Source organism: Paenibacillus sp. J31P190, assembly GCF_059692075.1.
Genome location: NZ_JCAUAS010000009.1, coordinates 57,169 through 77,019 on the forward strand (window position 1 = coordinate 57,169; position 19,851 = coordinate 77,019).

Consider the following 19,851-nt stretch of genomic DNA (forward strand, 5'->3'; position numbering starts at 1 on the left):
TATTAGGAGGAAAATTCAATCATGTCAATGAAAAAAACTGGTCTAATAGCTGCTCTACTTGCATTGATGGTGCAGGTCTCCCCGATACTTTCTTCTGCGCATGGCGGAGCTATGGGCGAGGAAGAGGGAGAAGGTTCTCTACAAGTAATGGTTGATGGCAGGATGGTGGAAGGAAGCGCAATGGTCAGCAGTGATATGTCCGAATTGATGCTTCCGCTGCGCAGCATTGGAGAAATTCTGGGGTCTGAAGTTCGATGGGATGCCGAGCATCAAGCCGTACTAATCAATAGCGCATTTTATCCTGAAAATAGTTCGAATCACATGGACCACTCGTCTCATCAAGAACATCAATCTATGGGTGAAATGGGCAATATGATGATGCAGCCAACGCCAATCGTATTGGATGGAATACTATATCAGGCTGACATCGATCCAATCCGAATGAATGGCTCGCTGCTTGTTTCAGTCGATACCATTGAGAAAGCCTTCCATGTTCAAGTTAAATGGAATAAGGCGCTTAATAAGGTGCAGATCGTTTCTTCTGCGACGTCACAGTTTGAAAAAGAACAAGAACAAGTAGATAACGCTTTTCATGGGGTTGGTATGGTACCCGTAATTGCAGCAGACGGTGCGAAGGAATTTCATTTGACGGCTGAAATCGGTCCTTGGTCGCCAGTCAAAGGGGTTGTCACGAACGCATGGATGTTTAATGGACAAGCACCTGGTCCCGTAATACGTGTTACAGAAGGTGATCGTGTTCGGATTAAGCTGGACAACAAACTACCTGAACCGACGGCTATACACTGGCATGGTCTACATCTGCCAAATGGGATGGATGGTGTTCCAGGCTTAACGCAGGATACCGTACAAGTAGGAAGTAACTATACATATGAGTTCATTGCAAGTCATCCAGGTACTTTCATGTACCATTCCCACTATGATGATATGAAACAGATAGGGAACGGTCTTTATGGCGCATTTATTATTGACCCTAAGATTAGCTCATCGGAAACCAAATACGACCATGATTATATGATGATGATTAGCGGCTTCCATGTGAATACTTCGGATGAGGAAGATCAGGACTATTACACGATTAATGGTCGAAGTTATCCCGATACACCGCCAATTGTGGTGAAAAAGGGAGAAACGGTCCGTATCCGTATGGCAAATATTGATACCATGGAGGTCCATACGATGCATCTTCATGGCATGGATTTTAAAGTGATTGCCAAGGATGGTCATCCTGTTAAGGAGCCGCAAACGATGAATACGGTGCTTATTGGTCCTGGTGAGACCTATGATATCGCATTGACGGCCGATACAATAGGCAGTTGGATGTTCCATTGCCATATTTTGGACCACACGATGAATGCCAGTGAGATGGCGAATGGTGAAATGGGTGGTTTAATTACAATTTTGAAAGTGACGGAGTAACAGTTAAGTCTTTCTTTGTATAAAAATGAATCTCTTTGGGATAATAAAATTGGTTTTTACTTATACCGATTCAGGGAGGTTCAGACATGAGCGAGAACAACAAGCGGAAGAAGCAAGATGCCAACCAGCTTCCTATTGTCAAAAATGAGGATGTTGAGTTTGCAGCTGAAGTAGCTGATGCCGATGATTTCGAAGCGGCGGAGAGAGCGCAATCGGCGGATTACAGACAGGAAGAACAGTAATGGTGGAGAAAAATATTCTCGCCTATTTTCATTCACCGGAGCAAGCAGAGGGAGCAGCTTCCAAGCTGAAAGCACTGCGTGCTATAGATGTTCAGGTAGATCGATTCGGCAGATATGCAGGCAGCGGGCTGCAATCCGTGATGAATCCTTATGCAGGAGATTTTGGAAGCTTGGCTTCGTTAACCCAGGCGGCACATGTGTCTACACCGGATGAAGGGATTTTGATTGCAGCAGATCCAGCGGCAAGCGGTTTAAGTGACGGTGGAGGTGGCGGTGTAACTGGAATTGACATTATACTAGCTGCCGTCATCGATGATGCTGTATATGAGCAGGCTGTACGTGTCATTCAAAGCGCTGGCGGAACTATGTAAGCATAAAAAGCATCTGATCAAAAGGCTAATGCCTTTATGTACAGATGCTTTTTTTATATAGGAAAGTGCTTATGGCCCACTCATGATTTCAACAAGTTGGTCCGGATGATCCGTTATAATGCTGGAGACACCGAGTGCAAGCATCTGCTTCATGATCGTCGGTTGATTGACCGTCCATACATAGACTTCCTTCTGATGTGTCTCGGCAAGATTCATGAATGATTCAGTTACGAGGGGATAGGCTGCAGAAATAACATCGAAATCAGAATTCTCCATGATGGTTTCAATGGTTTCCGTTTTTTGCCCCACGATAAGGCCAGTCTTGATCTGGGGATTAAGCTTTTTCACGGTATGAAGCAGCTTCTCATCAAATGAAGTCACCGTGCATTCCTTCTCAAAACCGTGTGATTGAATTAGATCGACTGTTTTTTCTGCGAGCTGCTTGCCGTGGCCGTTATTTTTCATTTCTATATTTAGCTTTAAATGGCCTTTGGCTAATCCTATGACTTCATCCAGTGTTGGCACGCGCTCATTCTGGAATTCCGGGCTAAACCAACTGCCTGCGCTTGCCTCTATTAGCATCGACGAGGTGACTTCCCACATGTTTTTATTAATTCCCGTTGTACGGAGAGCATTGTCATCGTGCATAACCATGACGACTCCGTCGGCTGTCTCTTGGACATCTAGCTCAGCAATGCCTGCTCGATCGATGATGGCTTGACGAAAGGAACGGAGCGTATTCTCGGGCGTGACAGCGGAACTGCCGCGATGTGCCGTAACTTGGCTATAGTTATCCGCAAGCAGAGGTGTTGTTGTGAATGGGGCTACCAACTCAATCGATAGGAAAACAAGTAAGAAAAAAAGTGTTTTGAGCATAGGAAAACTCCGTTCTACGTATGAATTATGGCTGACTTGATGCTGTCTACTTTTTCAATTTATCATGAAGGTATTAGGAAGTTGTTAGGAAATAAAACATTTTAGAGCGCTTACATGTTAGGCGCCATTTTACCCAAGAAGCGAAGTGTAGTACAATAATCAATGTGAAAATAGCCCAAACAGCCGATTGAGGCTTGGTTTATTTGTAAGTGATAACCGACAGGAGGAGCAATACCGATGCTTTGGCAGGAATTAACTGTACATACGACAGAAGAAGCAATAGAAATGATTACGAACTTTGTTCATGAACTGGGCGCCGGGGGCGTTTCCATTGAAGAATCAGGGACCTTAAACAAAGAGAGAGATACCTCGTTTGGTCAATTGTACGAAACTCCTTTTAACGATATCCCAGAGGGAAGAGCCGTCATTAAAGGTTACTTCTATCATGGCACTGATATGGAGCCCATTATGGCTAACCTGAAGGAATCTGTTGAGCAGCTTAAAGAATTCGATATCGATACTGGAAATCCAACATTTGAATTAGTAGAAGTAGACGATGAGGATTGGGCGCATGCTTGGAAGCAATATTTCAAACCTATTCGTGTGTCTGACCGTTTGACGATTAAACCAACATGGGAAGAGTATACGGCTTCGCCTGATGAATTGATCTTGGAGCTTGATCCGGGGATGGCTTTTGGTACAGGTACGCATGCGACAACGTCTCTTTGTTTGAAAACTCTGGAGAAGGTGCTCCAGCCTGGGGACGATGTCATTGATGTTGGAACGGGTTCCGGTATTCTATCCATCGCTGCTGCAAAGCTTGGCGCGAAACATGTGCTAGCCGTTGACTTGGATCCCGTAGCTGTGACAAGTGCGCTTGATAATACAAAACAAAATCAGCTCGAAGATAAGATTACTGTCAAACTTAGTGATTTACTGGGAGTATTGAAAGAGAGCGAGACTGAAGGCGCTGCGCAGTTGGGTGTTTCGATTCCTGTACAGCTAGTCGTTGCAAATATTTTGGCTGAAGTCATTGTAATGTTCGTAGATGATGTGTATGAAGTCTTGCAGCAGGGTGGTTACTATATCACCTCAGGGATTATTACAAACAAAGAAGCTGATGTCGAAAAAGCACTAATTGCAGCCAAATTTACGATCGTAGAGAAAAACTATGATTCGAATTGGGTTGTGATTGTAGCTAGAAAGCTGTAGGTGTCCAAACATGGGAGGATTACTGTTTTATGACTGGAGTACATTGCCGTTTGTTATTCTAGTCCTCGTTCTTTCTTTTACCATTCATGAATTTGCTCATGCGTATAGCGCCTATAAATTAGGAGATTCTACGGCTTATCAGTTTGGCAGAGTTTCTTTAAATCCAATGGTTCACCTTGATCTGTTCGGTACGATTATGCTGCTGATTGCTGGCTTTGGTTGGGCGAAGCCTGTTCCTGTGAACCGCGGGAATTTTAAAAGCCCACGCTTGATGGGGATCATTGTGACCGCAGCAGGGCCGCTAAGCAACTTGATTCTTGCCTTTATCAGTTTATTTATATTTGCTTTATTCCAGAAATACGGTTGGTTAGAAGGTATGTCTAAGGGAAGCGCAAGCGCGATCCTTATCTTCTTGAAATTAATGATCAATACGAATCTAACCTTATTCCTATTCAATTTAATCCCGATTCCGCCATTAGATGGTTATCGAATTATTCAAGATTTAGTGGATCTGAGATACACGGAGTCGCTTCAGAAGTTTGAACAATGGGCATCGGTCATTTTCTTGTTAGTTGTATTTGTAAGACCTTTACGACAAGTGACTTTAGATCCTTACTTAAGTTTGGGGAATGACATCATCCGTATTTTCTCAACGCCGATTGCTTGGATTTTGGGGATGTAAGCATTCCAAATTCAACCCATTGTAGATTTCCGCGACCAAAAAAGGTATGATGGTGAGTGGAAGTTTCACTTCAATAACGAAATGAACGAAGATAGAGAGGCTTTGACTATGCAGCGTTATTTTCTCCCGCCTGGACAGTTTCACGAAGCTACACATACAGTCACCATTGAGGGAGACGACGCACATCATCTGATTCGAGTCATGCGAGCAGATATTGGAGACCAGATTATTTGCAGTAATGGCGTAGACCGTGAAGTGCTAGCTCGAATTTCGGAACTGGATAAAGGGCAAGCGACCGCGGAAATCGTGGAAGAGCTGCCTATGGATGCTGAAGCGGCTGTTCAGGTGTGGATTGCACAGAGCTTGCCCAAAGGCGATAAGATGGAACTCATTATTCAAAAAGGGACCGAGATCGGGGCAGCCCGGTTTCTTCCTTTTTTATCAGAGCGCACGATTGTGCAGTACGATGCAAAGAAAGAAGCAAAACGAACCGAGCGTTGGCAGAAGATTGCCAAGGAAGCGGCGGAGCAAGCTCACCGAAATCGTGTGCCGCATGTAGATTCCGTTTATTCTTGGAAGCAGCTGCTGCAGCGTGCGAAGGAAGCGGATGTCGCTTGGATTTGCTATGAGAAGGAAGACGGTCAGCAAATAAAGCCTGCTATTCAGGCAGCACAAGCTGCCGGTAAGTTGGGACCAGGGAAACAAGTGCTGATTGCGGTAGGCCCTGAAGGTGGTTTTACGGAACAGGAAATTAAGCAGGCTGAAGAGGCTGGCTTCGCTTCCGTATCGCTGGGCGCACGCATTTTACGCACGGAGACTGCCGCAATGGTAGGTCTTACGTGTCTTTTCTATGAAACCGGAGAGATGGGAGGATAAGCGTTATGGCAACGGTAGCGTTTCATACACTAGGTTGTAAAGTAAATTTCTATGATACAGAGGCCATTTGGCAGCTATTCAAAAATGAGGGTTACGAGCAGGTTGATTTCGAGAATACGGCAGATGTGTATGTTATTAATACATGTACCGTTACGAATACAGGGGATAAGAAGAGCCGTCAAATGATTCGTCGTGCGATTCGTCGTAATCCTGAAGCAATTGTTGCTGTAACTGGTTGTTACGCGCAGACGTCACCCGCAGAAATTATGGCGATTCCAGGCGTGGATATGGTGATCGGGACACAGGATCGGGAGAAAATTATTCCGCTTGTGAAACAATTTGAGCAGGATCGTCAGCCGATCAATGCCGTGCGCAACATAATGAAAACACGTCAGTTCGAGGAACTTGATGTGCCTGATTTTGCCGATCGGACAAGAGCTTTTCTTAAAATTCAAGAAGGCTGCAATAACTTCTGCACCTTCTGCATTATTCCGTGGTCACGCGGTTTGATGCGCAGCCGTGAACCGCAAAGCGTTATAGCACAAGCTGAGCAGCTTGTGGCTGCAGGTTATCAAGAAATCGTATTGACGGGTATTCACACTGGTGGATATGGTGAAGATATTGAGGACTACAGCTTAGCGAAGCTGCTTTGGGATTTGGACAAGGTAGAAGGACTGAAACGAATTCGTATCTCCTCGATCGAAGCAAGCCAAATTACAGATGAAGTCATTGAAGTTCTGAAGTCCTCGGACAAAATGTGCCGTCATCTGCATATCCCGCTGCAAGCTGGCGATGATCAAGTTCTCGCACGGATGCGCAGAAAATATACAACAGCGGAATTCGCTCGTAAAATCGAACGTCTTCATGAAATCATGCCAGATGTCGCGATTACGACGGATGTCATTGTTGGTTTCCCAGGTGAAACCGAGGAAATGTTCCGTGACGGCTACAAATTTATGGAGCAAATGAAGTTCTCTGAGATGCACGTATTCCCTTACTCCAAACGGACAGGTACTCCTGCTGCGAGAATGGAAGATCAAGTGGATGAAGAAATCAAAAATGCCCGCGTACACGAGCTCATCGATCTTTCCGAGAAAATGCAGCTTGCTTATGCGCACAAATTTGTAGGTGAAGTGCTTGAAGTCATTCCGGAACGTGCTTACAAAGGCGCTCCTGACAGCGGATTGTACATGGGTTATTCCGATAATTATGTGCAGCTTGTGTTCCAAGGCTCCGAAGACATGATTGGCCAAGTTTGCCGCGTTAAGGTAACGGAAGCCGGTGTTAATGAAAGCAAGGGACAGTTGGTACGCGTTTTAGAAGCGGCTAAAGTCGTGAATTTGTAATGCGTTTCTCTTAAGGCTATAAAACCTGCCTCTATACGTAGTCGCTCATCTTGAATGACTATGCTAGAGGTTTTCTCATTAAAGGGTTTAAATAGGGAAAGGTTACAAAAATAAAAAGATGAGGTGCATCAAATGACTACTTTGAGCGCTAAGGAAATTGCTAAATACATTGACCATACGTTATTAAAACAAGATGCGAGCACATCCGCGATCCACAAATTGTGTGAGGAAGCTGCGCAGCACCAGTTTTTTAGTGTTTGTGTAAACTCTCAGTTTGTTGGAATAGCAAGTAAAGCACTAGAAGGAACAGGTGTAAAGGTTGCTGCAGTTGTTGGCTTCCCGCTTGGCGCCAGCTTGAGCGAAGTGAAAGCTTTTGAAGCGGCTAAGGCTGTAGAGAATGGGGCTGCTGAAATTGATACAGTACTGCCGATCGGTTTATTGCTTGAAGGGCAGTATGACGCTGTTCGTTCGGACATTAAACAAGTTGTGGACGCTGTAAAAGGCAAAGCGATCGTTAAAGTAATTATGGAAACGGGTTTCCTAAATGATGAGCAAAAAGCAGCAGCTTGCCGACTTTCCGAAGAAGCAGGCGCTCATTTTGTTAAAACATCTACAGGCTTTGGTCCTGGCGGGGCGACGGTGGAAGACGTACGTTTAATGCGCCAAAACGTATCCGATACGATTGGTGTGAAAGCATCGGGCGGTGTTAGAGACTTGCAAACTGCGATTGCCATGATTGAAGCAGGGGCAACAAGATTAGGGACAAGTTCAGGTGTTGCTATTGTGAGCGGAACTCAAGACGCTTCCACATATTAAGATAGCATAGAGGCAAGGCGAGCAAGGAACAAACGATATTGAATATCGTTTGGGAACGGGCGATTTGCTCGGAAGCATCGTTCGCAAGAAGAGCTGAAAGGCTCACGAGCTGGTGAATGAAGGGATAGAATAGGACTGCGCCTCCTACGTTGAGGAGGATATGCGACCAGGCGACGTAACGCCCGGCGCGGGAACTGCTCATCCCGGCGATCAGTGCGGTCACACAGGTGCCAACATTGGCACCGATCGTTATCGCTACGCCCAGCTCGACGGGAATGCCTTGAACGGCTGCGAGGCCCATCGCCATCGCTATGACAGCTGCACTGCTGTGGACAAGCGCGGTGACCGCGGCACCGGCGATAACGCCCCACAGCAGACTATGCTGCGCCTGGAGCACGAACCAGGCGAAGAGACCTCGGGACTGCAGCGCCGGCCCGATGGTTTGCATGATCTCGATGCCGAGCAGCACGAGAGAGAAGCCGCTGACCGCAAGCGACCCGTAGCGGACGCTGCGCAGCCAGCTGCGCCCGCCGATGGTGGCTGGCGAGCCGGTTGTCGACGCCTGCGAATGCGCGGCGGTAGCAGCAGGGGCCCCGCCCTGCGGCAGCGGCCCGGCAAACCAGCTCGCCAGCCAGACGGCGGCGCTCGCGAGCAGCATCGGCACGCCGATGCCCCCGAGGCTGAGCCCGATTAGCTCGGTGGTGAGGCACGTGCCGATGTTCGTGCCGAGAATGACGCCTAGCGTTCTCGGGAAGGTTAGTACGCCAGCGCCGACGAGGCCGATGGCGATTACGGTAATGGCGGTGCTGCTTTGGAGCGCCGCCGTGAGTACAGTACCGGTGGCGAGGCCGCGTACCGGCGTGCGGGTAAACCGCTCCAGCCACAGCTGGAGGCGGGGGCCTGCCCACCGCTGAAGCGCGGTTTCCATCAGTTTCATACCGAACAGAAATAGAGCTAAGCCTGTTAATACAGGCAGTACGATGGTAGTTATCATTGCAGCAGATCTCCTTCGCGAGCTTGCTAATCATTTTTCAACCAATATATGTGACCGTACAGACAAGCATGACAAGCAAGCTGATGAGAGTGAACGGTTTCACAAAAAAGGACGGCTAAAAGCATAATGGCAGCAGTATTTTTACATAAGAAACGTAAACCTCGTTTGGAGCAAGGACACCCATGGGTATACAAAAGTGAAATCGATCGTGTAGATGGTGAGATCGAACCAGGACAGCTAGTTCCTGTTCAAACGCATCTCGGCCAATACCTAGCAACGGGTTATTACAACGAGGCTTCCCAAATTACGGTCCGGATCGTATCTTATAAACCGCTTGAAGCGATGACAACGGAATTTTTTGTTGAGCGGTTTACGCGCTGTTTACAGCATCGCAAGCGCTTTGTGAAAGATGCGCAATCTTATCGCTTGGTTTATGGTGAAGCCGACTTTTTGCCGGGTCTCATAGTGGATAAATTTGAAGATACGCTGGTTGTGCAGCTTCTTACCATGGGGATGGATCGCTGCAGAGAGCAAATTGTTGCCGCTTTGGTTCAGGTTGTGAAGCCAACAGGCATATTTGAACGCAGTGATGTTTCGATACGTGAGCTGGAAGGGTTGAAACAGACCAAGGGCTTACTGTATGGCGAGTGTCCCAAGCATGTTGATATTTTGGAAAATGGCCTGCGCATTCGCGTTGATATTGAAGAAGGTCAGAAAACCGGTTACTTCTTTGACCAAAGAGAGAATCGCGCAGCCATCGCTCCACTAATGACAGGGTGGGGCCATCGAAGCGGAATTGAACTGAAAGAGGTTGAGGAGGATGGCGTGAGCCAAACACTCCCAGTGAATGCGAATGGCAAAGTCGTTTCCTTTCCATATTGGGATGGCGCGTCGGTGTTGGAATGTTTCTCGCATACAGGCAGCTTTACACTAAATGCCTGTAAATTTGGTGCAAAAAAAGTAACCTGCCTCGATATTTCGGAGCATGCGATTGAAAGCGCGCGGACGAACGTTGCTTTGAACGGTTTTGAAGAACGCGTAGAGTTTGTGGTCGCAGATGCTTTCGAATACTTGCGTACACAAGTCAAAGGCTTGGATGAGCGCAAGGTTCGTGCCAATGCTGGCAGCGGTAAAGCTAAAGTGGATACATCGAAGCCGGTTGCAGAGGGTGGACGGACTTGGGATGTGGTCATTCTTGATCCTCCTGCTTTCGCAAAAACAAAGAGCGCCGTGGAAGGCGCCTGCCGCGGCTACAAAGATATTAACTTGCACGGTATGAAGCTAGTGAACGAAGGCGGATACTTGGTAACAGCGAGTTGTTCGTATCACATGCACCCTGAGTTATTCCTAGAGACTATTCACGCGGCGGCGACAGATGCAGGGAAAATTCTGCGTTTAATCGAGTTCCGCGAAGCGGGCATGGACCATCCTCGCATCCTCGGTGTAGACGAGGGACATTACTTGAAGTTTGCCATCTTTGAGGTACAGAGCAAGTAGGAAATTCGAATAGATTGGACTTTGTAAGGGGCTGTCCCAAAAGTAGAAATCTACTTGGGGACAGCCCCTTAAGCCGTATTACCTCTTGGGACATTCGAATCGGTATGCAGAACGAAATTCATTCTTCCATTAAATTTTTTCAATGGAATCTACGCTCAGGCTTTGAAATTCATGATTCTATTGGGAGCTGGTTTTCCCAAATATGACTTTTTGGACAGCCCCTTTGTTAAATGGTGGCTTTCCTAAATGTAGTCGAAGATGTCTGAGAGATAGGCCGTACACGCAAAGTTTACCGACCTGTAACGCAATGATGAAAAGTATCGTTACAGCATTAAAACGATGATTCAGCCCCCTTGCAACGATGTAAAACATCGTTCCAGCAATGTTTTATGAGCCGTTATACCTCCAATGGCTCTCCTAACGATGTAAAACATCGTTCCAGCAATCGCAATGCTACCTCAACATGAATCTAACGATGAAATACATCATTGCAGCAAAAGTGCCTAACCTTTTCAGGTTAAGGTCTTTTTGTCTCTAACCAAATTTGTAAAGGATGGAAAGAAGGTAATAGAGAAGAAACACTTGAATACATACATACCCAATGAAATTTATGATCTCCTCAGAGTAAAATCCCACTTCAAACAATGAAATGGCAAAGGAGTAAACAACAAATGAATACTTTAAAGCAACCTAACAAAATCTTAGGTCGAAATGTGATTAGTACCCTCGAAACCGTGGATATTCAGACTGGCGAACGAAAGGTATTGGCCCAATTCGATGACCTAATCGAAGCGCCTAACTGGACGGCTGACGGTAAGCGGCTCATTTATAACAGCCTAGGTCGCCTCTATTCCTTCGACATTGCCACGCTAGAAAGTACGATTATCGATACGGGATATGCCACGCAATGTAACAACGACCATGTGCTGTCACCTGACAATACTCACATTGCGGTAAGTCATCATACTCAGGAGGACGGTCACTCGCGCATTTATGTTTTGCCCTTAAAGGGCGGCAATCCGGTCCTCATCACACCAATGGCACCCAGCTATTTGCATGGCTGGTCACCAGACGGCAGCACTTTAGCTTATTGTGCCGAACGGAACGGCCAGTATGATATTTATACCATTCCTGTTACCGGCGGTGTTGAAGCGCAGCTGACTGATTCTCCTGGTCTTGACGACGGGCCCGAATACTCGCCGGATGGCATGCACATTTGGTTCAACTCAGTCCGTACTGGCCTTATGCAGGTATGGCGAATGAATGCTGACGGCAGTGAACAGACACAAATGACATTTGATGAAAGCAACAGTTGGTTCCCGCATATCTCTCCCAATGGAGAATCCGTAGCCTATATTTCCTACTACAAGGATGATGTCGCCCCTGGAGACCATCCAGCGAATAAGCATGTAGAACTTCGACTGATGTCTAGTGCTGGTGGAGAATTTCGTACGCTGGTTAAGCTTTTCGGAGGCCAGGGTACAATCAACGTCAATTCTTGGTCGCCCGACAGCAGGCATCTGGCTTTTGTTAGCTATCAGCCAAAGGAAACAGATTAGATATGTTGAATAATCATCACACAAATTGTAATAACATGAAGGAGGAGAGGCGTATGAGATATCGTCAACTGGGAGATACAGAGCTTCAAGTTAGTGAAGTTAGCTTCGGTACATGGGGAATTGGGGGTGGATGGGGATATTCAAATGATGATGAGGCGCTGAAAGGTCTACATCACGCAATGGATGCGGGGGTAAACTTTTTTGATACGGCCGATGTTTATGGCTCTGGCCATGCGGAAGAACTTTTAGCTAAAGCCACCAAAGGAAAAGAAGATGACATTTATGTTGCTACGAAGTTTTGCCGCGCCGGCGATATTCACGATCTTAGTACGTATTCCGAGGAATCGGTGCGTCACTATTGTGAGAGCAGCTTGAAAAGATTGAAACGTGAAAGAATCGATCTGTATCAAATTCACTGTCCGCCACTTTCTATTTTGAAGGATGGACATGTGTTCGAAGTACTGGACAAGCTAAAAACGGAAGGCAAAATCCGCCATTACGGGGTGAGCGTAGAGACGGTTGAGGAAGGCTTATTCTCTATCGGGATTCCTGGCGTGAAGGCGCTTCAAGTCATTTATAACTTGTTCCGCCAAAAACCTGCCGAAGAATTATTTCCACAAGCGAAAGCTGCTGGTGTAGGGATTCTCGTAAGATTACCGCTAGCAAGCGGACTACTGACCGGAAAATTTACAGAAACCAGCACATTTACTGCAGACGACCATCGGAGCTTTAATGCAGACGGTGCGCAGTTCAACGTAGGTGAAACGTTTGCAGGACTGCCATTCAATAAAGGAGTTGAGCTGGCGAGAGAGCTAGCTTGGATTGCGGAAGGCCGTGAAAATATGGCCCGAGCATCTATGCGCTGGATTCTGGACAATCCGGACATTACTTGCGTAATTCCAGGGTTTAAAAATGAACGTCAGGTAGAGGATAACCTCGGTACGGTTCATGTTCCTTCGTTCACGCCAGAGGAACTTGAACGTATCCATAGCTTTTATCAAGATAAGGTGAAAGATCATATTCGGGGGCCTTACTGAGGGATCACGAGGTCTCAGTCCTAAAAAGATTGGCAAGGTAATATTGCTATCCGATTTTTTGGGCATGGTAAAGTCATGGAAAAAGGCTTAATAACCTACTAGAGGGGAGGTACTCAATGAGGAAAATTGCAGCAATTACTGGAGGAGGCCAAGGCATAGGACGCGCAATTGCCATGGCTTTCGCTCAGGAAGGATATGGTATCTCAATTGCGGATGTCGATAAGGATGCTGGCTTGGAAACGATTGAGCTCCTGCGTCCATACACGGATGATGCGATGTTTATGAAATTGGACGTATCGGAGGAAGAAGAAGTACAACACTGGATTGATCTTACAGCTAATGATTTGGGTGGTCTCGATGTTCTGGTTAATAATGCAGCGATTATGCACAATGCTGATGTCTTAGAGCTCACGATACAGCAGTTTCAACGAGTGATCTCCGTTAATTTGGGAGGGGCATTTCTCTGTTCGCAAGCCGCCGCCAGAATCATGAAGCAGAACGGTAAGGGTGGTTCAATCATTAACATAGCATCTACGAGGGCGTTCATGTCAGAACCCAATACAGAGGCATATTCCGCTTCCAAAGGCGGTATTGCAGCACTAACACATGCAATGGCCGTCAGTTTAGGAGGCTATGGAATACGTGTGAATTCGATATCTCCAGGCTGGATCGAAGTAAGAGAATGGCAGCTCTCTTCTCGGAAGGAAATCGTTGTCCATTCGGAAACAGATCGAAAGCAGCACCCAGTAGGCCGGGTGGGGAAACCGGAGGATATCGCGGCTGCTTGTCTGTATGTATCCAATGAAAAGGCTGGATTCATCACCGGTCAGAATCTAATTATTGACGGTGGAATGACCGTTAAAATGATTTACGAAGAAGAATAGCGGTATCATAAATGAAGACATATCGATAAAATTATATGATCGATACATTTATTTTATTGAATTTTATTTATCGAGATGAAAGAAATATCCGATTGGATGAAATTGTCATTACCGACTAAGATGAGAGAAGAACAATTTCACTTCTCATCGAAAGGAAGATGACAGTATGGCATCCGTAACTGGTTTAGAAGGCATTATTGCAGCAGAAACAGAATTATCCTTGGTGGATGGGGAGAAAGGATATCTTGTATATCGCGGCTATGAGGCTAAGAAGTTAGCCTTGGATAAGAGTTTCGAAGAAGTGGCTTATTTACTCTGGCATGGTGAGCTGCCTACAGAGGAGGTACTTGTCCATTTCAGAGCCCAATGGTCGGCGCATCGGCATTTGCCCGAAACATTGAAAGCGGCTTTAAATTTGCTGCCACTGGAAAGTGATCTGATGAGTGTGCTGCGTACAGCGATCTCGTTTCTAGGAACAGAGTCCGTAAAGGAAGCTGCTTGGCCTCCCCAATATGAATCAGTCTTGGCTTACACAGCTTTGCTGCCAACCATTATTGCTTATAAATATCGACAGTCATTGGGACTTCAGCCCATTGAACCTAATCCAGAGCTGGATCACGTAGCCAATTATTTGTACATGCTAACTGGCACAGTACCGCAGCCTGTACATGTTAAAGTGTTAACGGCTTATTTCATATTAGCTATGGAACATGGAATGAATGCTTCTACGTTTGCAGGACGTGTAGTGCTGTCTACACAATCTGATATTGCTTCAGCTCTCTGCGCATCGATTGGCGCGATGAAAGGGCCGCTTCATGGCGGAGCACCATCTGAAGTCCTTCATATGCTGGATGAAATAGGAACCAAAGATCGTGCGGAATCCTGGTTGACTGAACAGCTGGAAACAGGTAATCGACTGATGGGTTTTGGACATCGAATATATAAAACGAGCGATCCTCGAGCGGAAGCGCTAAGGCAAATCATGACGGAATTAGCTTCAGAGGATCCATGGTTCGAACTTGCTATTCACGTTGAAAAGTTGGCCGTTGATTTGTTGGCTGTCTATAAACCTGGACGGAAATTGTATGTGAATGTAGAGTTTTATGCAGCAGCTGTTATGCGGGCTATCGCTTTGCCGAAATCTTTATTTACTCCTAGCTTTACAGCTAGCCGTATGGTCGGATGGACGGCTCATTTGTTAGAACAGGCAAGCTGTAATCGCATTTTTCGTCCGCAATCGGTTTATATCGGCGAGATGCCTGCTGCCTTGCAACAGCCATAATATCGAATTAAGTGAGGCAACTAAGCCTTGCTTTTTTTGTGCCCCAATGTGGGTTTCATTATTTAGCAGAACGTCAATGCTCTATTTCTTAATATTCAGCCTTTTTTGTGTTTAAGAATTGAGATTTATATAACTGCATGGTAATATAACCGTGTGGTTATACAATAAAAACAGGACGGTTATTATCATGCGAAATCAGAATAAAGCCATAAACCTTTTCGAGATAATAGCTGAATCAAACCGAAGAAACATCATTGACCTTCTAAGAACTCGTCCTAGATCTGTTGGCGAACTAGTCGAACGTTCTCAATTGAGTCAACCAGGCGTATCCAAGCATCTTCGCATATTGCGGGAAGCAGGCTTAGTAACGATTAGCAAGGATTCACAGAAGCATATTTACCATTTACGTGCAGAACCGTTAGTAGAAATTGATAATTGGCTAGAGCCTTATCGTCAAGTTTGGTCGAACAGGCTGGATGCGCTTGAACAGTTTTTAGATGAGGAGGATTAAAGAATATGTTAGCTTCCATACAAAAAGTTGAAGGTGGCTATATCGCTCGCTTCGATCGTCCACTCAAACATTCCGTTGAAAAAGTTTGGGCTGCTTTAACGGAGAATGATAAGCTTGCCAGATGGATGTCTAATCTCCAAGTTGAGGATCTTCGCATTGGGGGAAATATCAAATTTGATATGAAGGACAAATCTGGGACATTTATCAATATGAAAATTACAGATTTCAAGCCATACTCCGTGCTGGAATTCGAGTGGGGTAAGGATCGAGTTCGCTTCGAATTGTACCCAAAGCCGGAAGGCTGTCTACTCGTATTAAATGAGTTTATTAGCGCAATAACCGATCATACACCCAAAGATTTATCGGGATGGCACATTTGCCTAGATATGATGCACGCTTTATTGGATGGACACTTCATGGACTTTCCAAAAGGCGAATGGGAACAGTGGTATGAAAAGTACAAAATAGCAGTCAGCAGTATTGTTTAGAAAAAAACCATCTGTTACATATAAGCTGATCTCTCGTTCCTAATGGCGAGGGAACAGCTTATTTGTTCTAGCGAAAGCCCATCATCTCCCACACCTCTTTTCTACCAAAAGTATGATAGAATAGGAGAGATATGAGAACAAAGTATATGCTTACGAAGCAAGTTTTCCAAGGAAAGCACTAAGGAGGCCCTGTATATGTCTATTCGATTCCTAATCGGCAGAGCTGGAAGTGGCAAAAGCGAACGCTGCCTCACAGAGATGAAGCAGCATTTGGCGGCAGAGCCGGAAGGTCATCCGCTTATTTTGCTCGTACCTGAGCAAGCAACATTTCAGGCGGAGCATGCGCTTGTTTCTGATCCTAGCATACGTGGCATGATCCGCGCTCAGGTGTTAAGTTTTCACCGTTTGGCATGGCGTGTCATGCAAGAAGAAGGCGGCACAGCGAGGCTGCCCATTGATGATACAGGCAAGAAATTGCTGTTAACCAGCATTTTACATAAATATAAAGACAAGCTTCACCTATTTGGTCATTCGGCGGAGCAAATGGGGTTCGTCGACAGGCTGAATCAGCTTTTCACCGAAATGAAACGGTATTGTGTAACCGCTAAGCAGCTGGAAGAACATGAGAATAGACGTGTAGTTACGCTCGGAGAGAGTGGTTTGCTGCGCGATAAAATGCATGACATAGGGCTGGTCTATCGGCAATTTGAATCTGAGCTTTCCCGTCAATATTTGGACGGCGAGGATTATTTAACGCTGCTGGCAGAGCAAATACCGAATTCCGCTTATTTGCGGTCGGCATCGGTATGGATCGATGGTTTTCACGGCTTTACGCCGCAAGAGTTTGCGGTGCTTGGCGCGCTATTCGCTGCGTGCAAACAGGTGACCGTTACACTTTGTCTTGATCGTGAGCTGCAGGCCGGAGATACGCCCGATGAGCTGGATTTGTTTCACCCGACAGCGACGACGATGGTACGGATGCAAGATCTCATATGGAAGCTTGGTTTACCGGCAGCTGACGTTCATCTCTTGGCTCCTGAAACTTCGCCGCGCTATGAAGATAGTCCGGCTCTAGGCTATTTAGAGCGGAAGTTTGATCGACGTATAGGCGGCGGTGCTGGGCAATATAAGTCTGCACCAAACGAGAAATTAAGCGACCAGCTTGTTATTAGGGAGGCTGTCCATCGCCGTGCTGAGGTTGAGGGTGCCGTGCGGGATATGCTGCTGCTGGTTCGTGAACAAGGAGTTCGATGGCGGGAAATTGCGGTCATGGTACGGAACATGGATGGCTATCAGGATTTGTTAAAAGCAGTTTTGACCGATTATGACATTCCTCACTTTTTTGACCAAAAGCGGTCAGTCCTTCATCATCCACTCGTTGAATTCATTCGCTCAGCCTTGGAGGTTGTGCAGCACAATTGGCATTACGATGCCGTATTTCGGTGTGTCAAAACGGATCTGCTGCTGCCGATCGAAGCGGCTTCCCAGCGGACGGAGCTGGATAAATTAGAAAATTATGTGCTTGCCTTCGGCATTCAAGGGTACAGATGGACGGACGGCAAGCCATGGACCTTTAAATTCCGAGCTAATTTGGAGCAAGCGGACGATGGTGTACAGGAGCAAACAGCAGAGCTGCAGTCCTTAAATACGAGCAAAGCGTGGGTAGTAAGACCGCTCCTTGCCTTTTCGAAACGTTTACAGCAAGCAAGCTCCGTTAAAGATCAGGTTGAAGCGCTATATGAGCTTCTGGTCACTGTTCAGGCTCCTGAGAAATTAGAGGCATGGAGTGAGCAAGCGATCCAAGATGGGAAGCCAGAAAAAGCGCGAGAGCATGGTCAAATGTGGGATAGCGTCATGGATATGCTCGATCAATTGGTGGAGACGATGGGTGAAGACTCCTTAAGTCTGGAGCTTTTTAATGGGCTTATTGAGACCGGTATGGAGAGTATGAAGCTAGGCTTAGTCCCGCCTTCGATGGATCAGTTATTGATCGGAAGCATGGATCGGACACGTTCCAGCGGGATTCGATATGCTTACATTTTGGGCGTCAACGATGGGGTTATCCCTGCTCAAATGGATGAAAAAGGCGTCCTTACGGAAGCGGAAAGAAGTGTACTGACAGAGTCAGGCTTGCCAATGGCCGATGGAAGTCGCCGCAAGCTGCTGGACGAGCAGTTTATTGTGTATACATCGTTAACCGTGCCTGGTAAAAGACTTTGGATGAGCTATCCGCTTGCCGATGAGGAAGGGAAATCCCTTCTGCCTTCGGAGCTAATCAAGCAGATGCGTCAGCTTTTTCCGGGGACAGAAGCCCCTCTTTTACTTGCTGAACCAGCAGCTGAATCGCCAGAAGGCGAACAGGCGGCTTATATTTCACACCCTATTCAAGCTATCTCCTATTTAGCTGTCCGCATGAAGCATTGGATGCTAGGTGGACGAATGGCTGAGTTTTGGTGGGAAACGTACAATTGGTATGCCGAGCAGCCTGCATGGCAGCTGAAGCTGCAATCATTAGTTCAGGCGCTGCAATATACGAATAAAGAGAATGGCCTCAGTTTGAAGACAAGCAAGCTTCTATATGGGCAAAATTTACGTGCAAGTGTATCGAGAATGGAGAAGTATGTGGCTTGTCCTTTCTCTCATTTCGTGTCCCATGGCTTAAGACTGCAGGAAAGACGGGTTTACCGACTAGATGCTCCGGACATTGGGCAATTGTTTCACGCAGCGCTAAATCAGTTTGTCCAAAAGCTCCAGCAGGATCAGCTCGACTGGGGCTCGCTTACAGCTGAGCAATGCATGGAGCGTTCCGCTCAGGTCGTGGACGAGCTCGCGCCAAGGCTCCAGGGAGAAATTCTGTTAAGTTCAAGCCGTTATGCTTACATAGCAAGAAAACTGAAGCAAGTTGTAGGCAGAGCAGCAGTTGTGCTCGGTGAGCATGCCAAGCATGGACAGTTCCAGCCGCTGGGGCTGGAGATTGATTTTGGACCTGGCAAAGAATTGCCGTCACTGACCTTCGAGTTGGATAATGGCTGCACCATGGAAATTATCGGTCGGATTGACCGAGTGGATCGAGCGGATGGCGAGCAAGGCGTTCTTTTGCGCGTTATTGACTATAAATCGAGTCAAACCTCCTTACAGTTATCTGAGGTGTATTATGGTCTTTCCCTGCAGATGCTGACGTATTTGGATGTCATTATTACGCATGCGGAGCAGTGGCTGGGCATTGCAGCAAGGCCGGCAGGCGTGCTTTATTTCCATGTGCACAATCCAATGCTTCAACAAAAAAATGCCCTCGATCCCTCTGAAGTGGAGAAAGAGCTGCGCAAACGGTATAAAATGAAAGGCCTAATCACAGCTGATGCGGAAGTAGCGGGTATGATGGACGATGAGCTGGTGAAGAGTGCCGGTCACTCCCAGCTTATCCCCGTTGCCTTGAAGAAGGACGGAACCTTCTATTCAACCTCTTCAGTAGCAACGGATGAACAGTGGGATACACTTCGTAAATATGTGCGAAAACAGGTCAAACAGATCGGAACGGGTATCACGGATGGACATGTAGATATTGCTCCGTACCGTTTGGGTAAAAAAACTGCCTGTCTGCATTGTTCGTATAAATCGATTTGTCAATTTGATCCGTTATTTGAAGGCAATGAGGTTCATCAGCTCAAACAACGGGGCAAAGATCAGCTTTGGTCCGATCTGGAGCAAAATGTGAGCCAATCCTAAAGGCAGAAAGGAGCG

General features: G+C 46.5%; 18 protein-coding genes. 16 read left to right on the plus strand and 2 right to left on the minus strand.

The window, feature by feature from the left end:
- Positions 1–21 precede the first annotated feature (21 nt).
- The 3 genes from AC58U0_RS17360 (at position 22) to AC58U0_RS17370 (ending at position 2,050) form a co-directional block, all read left to right on the plus strand.
- Positions 22–1,437: a multicopper oxidase domain-containing protein gene (locus AC58U0_RS17360; protein WP_497380241.1), complete on the plus strand. Its 1,416-nt coding sequence runs from the start codon at positions 22–24 to the stop codon at positions 1,435–1,437.
- Between the two features lie 86 nt (positions 1,438–1,523).
- The gene (locus AC58U0_RS17365; protein ID WP_497380242.1) at positions 1,524–1,679 is read left to right on the plus strand and encodes a YfhD family protein; all 156 of its coding nucleotides are present in this window, start codon (positions 1,524–1,526) and stop codon (positions 1,677–1,679) included.
- On the plus strand, positions 1,679–2,050 hold the full coding sequence (locus AC58U0_RS17370; protein ID WP_497380243.1) for a hypothetical protein: 372 nt from the start codon (positions 1,679–1,681) through the stop codon (positions 2,048–2,050). Before AC58U0_RS17365 ends, AC58U0_RS17370 begins: the two co-directional genes overlap by 1 nt.
- Before the next feature lie 69 nt (positions 2,051–2,119).
- Here AC58U0_RS17370 and AC58U0_RS17375 read toward each other — a convergent pair whose 3' ends face one another.
- Entirely contained in the window at positions 2,120–2,926 is an 807-nt protein-coding gene (locus tag AC58U0_RS17375) for a glycerophosphodiester phosphodiesterase (protein ID WP_497380244.1), read from the minus strand.
- Positions 2,927–3,163: 237 nt separating this feature from the next.
- On the opposite strand from AC58U0_RS17375, the gene prmA reads away from it, so the two are divergent.
- The 5 genes from prmA to deoC all read left to right on the plus strand — a co-directional run bounded on the left by prmA (position 3,164) and on the right by deoC (position 7,858).
- Positions 3,164–4,138 (plus strand): 50S ribosomal protein L11 methyltransferase, encoded by a 975-nt coding sequence (gene prmA / locus AC58U0_RS17380; protein WP_497380245.1) that lies wholly within the window; start codon positions 3,164–3,166, stop codon positions 4,136–4,138.
- 10 nt (positions 4,139–4,148) lie between these two features.
- Positions 4,149–4,820: a site-2 protease family protein gene (locus AC58U0_RS17385; RefSeq protein WP_497380246.1), complete on the plus strand. Its 672-nt coding sequence runs from the start codon at positions 4,149–4,151 to the stop codon at positions 4,818–4,820.
- A 108-nt stretch (positions 4,821–4,928) separates the two neighbouring features.
- The gene (locus AC58U0_RS17390) at positions 4,929–5,696 is read left to right on the plus strand and encodes a 16S rRNA (uracil(1498)-N(3))-methyltransferase (protein ID WP_497380248.1); all 768 of its coding nucleotides are present in this window, start codon (positions 4,929–4,931) and stop codon (positions 5,694–5,696) included.
- A gap of 5 nt (positions 5,697–5,701) precedes the next feature.
- Positions 5,702–7,042 carry a tRNA (N(6)-L-threonylcarbamoyladenosine(37)-C(2))-methylthiotransferase MtaB gene (gene mtaB / locus AC58U0_RS17395; protein WP_497380249.1) on the plus strand — a complete coding sequence of 447 codons (1,341 nt, stop codon included), beginning with the start codon at positions 5,702–5,704 and terminating at the stop codon, positions 7,040–7,042.
- A 132-nt stretch (positions 7,043–7,174) separates the two neighbouring features.
- Positions 7,175–7,858, plus strand: coding sequence for a deoxyribose-phosphate aldolase (gene deoC, locus AC58U0_RS17400; protein ID WP_497380250.1), 684 nt, complete (start codon positions 7,175–7,177; stop codon positions 7,856–7,858).
- Here the strand turns inward: deoC and AC58U0_RS17405 are convergent.
- Complete coding sequence (locus AC58U0_RS17405; protein WP_497380251.1) at positions 7,821–8,852, minus strand: Na/Pi cotransporter family protein; 1,032 nt, start codon at positions 8,850–8,852, stop codon at positions 7,821–7,823. The two genes, deoC and AC58U0_RS17405, sit on opposite strands and share 38 nt — an antisense overlap.
- Positions 8,853–8,978: 126 nt before the next feature.
- Here AC58U0_RS17405 and AC58U0_RS17410 point away from each other — a divergent pair, with 126 nt between their 5' ends.
- The 8 genes from AC58U0_RS17410 to addB all read left to right on the plus strand — a co-directional run bounded on the left by AC58U0_RS17410 (position 8,979) and on the right by addB (position 19,836).
- A complete protein-coding gene (locus tag AC58U0_RS17410; RefSeq protein ID WP_497380252.1) occupies positions 8,979–10,349 on the plus strand; it encodes a class I SAM-dependent rRNA methyltransferase in 1,371 nt (456 codons plus the stop codon).
- Positions 10,350–11,020: 671 nt separating this feature from the next.
- On the plus strand, positions 11,021–11,908 hold the full coding sequence (locus AC58U0_RS17415; RefSeq protein WP_497380253.1) for a TolB family protein: 888 nt from the start codon (positions 11,021–11,023) through the stop codon (positions 11,906–11,908).
- Between the two features lie 53 nt (positions 11,909–11,961).
- Entirely contained in the window at positions 11,962–12,945 is a 984-nt protein-coding gene (locus tag AC58U0_RS17420; RefSeq protein WP_497380254.1) for an aldo/keto reductase, read from the plus strand.
- 116 nt (positions 12,946–13,061) lie between these two features.
- The gene (locus AC58U0_RS17425) at positions 13,062–13,829 is read left to right on the plus strand and encodes a glucose 1-dehydrogenase (RefSeq protein WP_497380255.1); all 768 of its coding nucleotides are present in this window, start codon (positions 13,062–13,064) and stop codon (positions 13,827–13,829) included.
- A gap of 166 nt (positions 13,830–13,995) precedes the next feature.
- Positions 13,996–15,111: a citrate/2-methylcitrate synthase gene (locus AC58U0_RS17430; protein WP_497380256.1), complete on the plus strand. Its 1,116-nt coding sequence runs from the start codon at positions 13,996–13,998 to the stop codon at positions 15,109–15,111.
- A 187-nt stretch (positions 15,112–15,298) separates the two neighbouring features.
- Positions 15,299–15,622 (plus strand): ArsR/SmtB family transcription factor, encoded by a 324-nt coding sequence (locus tag AC58U0_RS17435; RefSeq protein WP_497380257.1) that lies wholly within the window; start codon positions 15,299–15,301, stop codon positions 15,620–15,622.
- Between the two features lie 5 nt (positions 15,623–15,627).
- Positions 15,628–16,110 carry an SRPBCC family protein gene (locus AC58U0_RS17440; RefSeq protein ID WP_497380258.1) on the plus strand — a complete coding sequence of 161 codons (483 nt, stop codon included), beginning with the start codon at positions 15,628–15,630 and terminating at the stop codon, positions 16,108–16,110.
- Between the two features lie 195 nt (positions 16,111–16,305).
- Positions 16,306–19,836: a helicase-exonuclease AddAB subunit AddB gene (gene addB / locus AC58U0_RS17445; RefSeq protein ID WP_497380259.1), complete on the plus strand. Its 3,531-nt coding sequence runs from the start codon at positions 16,306–16,308 to the stop codon at positions 19,834–19,836.
- The last annotated feature ends 15 nt before the right edge of the window (positions 19,837–19,851 follow it).

Coding starts and splice junctions, on each gene's coding strand:
- AC58U0_RS17420 (WP_497380254.1), top strand. CDS start 11,962: ATGAGATATCGTCAACTGGGAGATACAGAGCTTCAAGTTAGTGAAGTT.
- AC58U0_RS17435 (WP_497380257.1), top strand. CDS start 15,299: ATGCGAAATCAGAATAAAGCCATAAACCTTTTCGAGATAATAGCTGAA.
- AC58U0_RS17440 (WP_497380258.1), top strand. CDS start 15,628: ATGTTAGCTTCCATACAAAAAGTTGAAGGTGGCTATATCGCTCGCTTC.
- addB (WP_497380259.1), top strand. CDS start 16,306: ATGTCTATTCGATTCCTAATCGGCAGAGCTGGAAGTGGCAAAAGCGAA.
- mtaB (WP_497380249.1), top strand. CDS start 5,702: ATGGCAACGGTAGCGTTTCATACACTAGGTTGTAAAGTAAATTTCTAT.
- AC58U0_RS17390 (WP_497380248.1), top strand. CDS start 4,929: ATGCAGCGTTATTTTCTCCCGCCTGGACAGTTTCACGAAGCTACACAT.
- prmA (WP_497380245.1), top strand. CDS start 3,164: ATGCTTTGGCAGGAATTAACTGTACATACGACAGAAGAAGCAATAGAA.
- AC58U0_RS17370 (WP_497380243.1), top strand. CDS start 1,679: ATGGTGGAGAAAAATATTCTCGCCTATTTTCATTCACCGGAGCAAGCA.
- AC58U0_RS17375 (WP_497380244.1), bottom strand. CDS start 2,926: ATGCTCAAAACACTTTTTTTCTTACTTGTTTTCCTATCGATTGAGTTG.
- AC58U0_RS17385 (WP_497380246.1), top strand. CDS start 4,149: ATGGGAGGATTACTGTTTTATGACTGGAGTACATTGCCGTTTGTTATT.
- AC58U0_RS17365 (WP_497380242.1), top strand. CDS start 1,524: ATGAGCGAGAACAACAAGCGGAAGAAGCAAGATGCCAACCAGCTTCCT.
- AC58U0_RS17415 (WP_497380253.1), top strand. CDS start 11,021: ATGAATACTTTAAAGCAACCTAACAAAATCTTAGGTCGAAATGTGATT.
- AC58U0_RS17430 (WP_497380256.1), top strand. CDS start 13,996: ATGGCATCCGTAACTGGTTTAGAAGGCATTATTGCAGCAGAAACAGAA.
- AC58U0_RS17360 (WP_497380241.1), top strand. CDS start 22: ATGTCAATGAAAAAAACTGGTCTAATAGCTGCTCTACTTGCATTGATG.
- deoC (WP_497380250.1), top strand. CDS start 7,175: ATGACTACTTTGAGCGCTAAGGAAATTGCTAAATACATTGACCATACG.
- AC58U0_RS17410 (WP_497380252.1), top strand. CDS start 8,979: ATGGCAGCAGTATTTTTACATAAGAAACGTAAACCTCGTTTGGAGCAA.
- AC58U0_RS17425 (WP_497380255.1), top strand. CDS start 13,062: ATGAGGAAAATTGCAGCAATTACTGGAGGAGGCCAAGGCATAGGACGC.
- AC58U0_RS17405 (WP_497380251.1), bottom strand. CDS start 8,852: ATGATAACTACCATCGTACTGCCTGTATTAACAGGCTTAGCTCTATTT.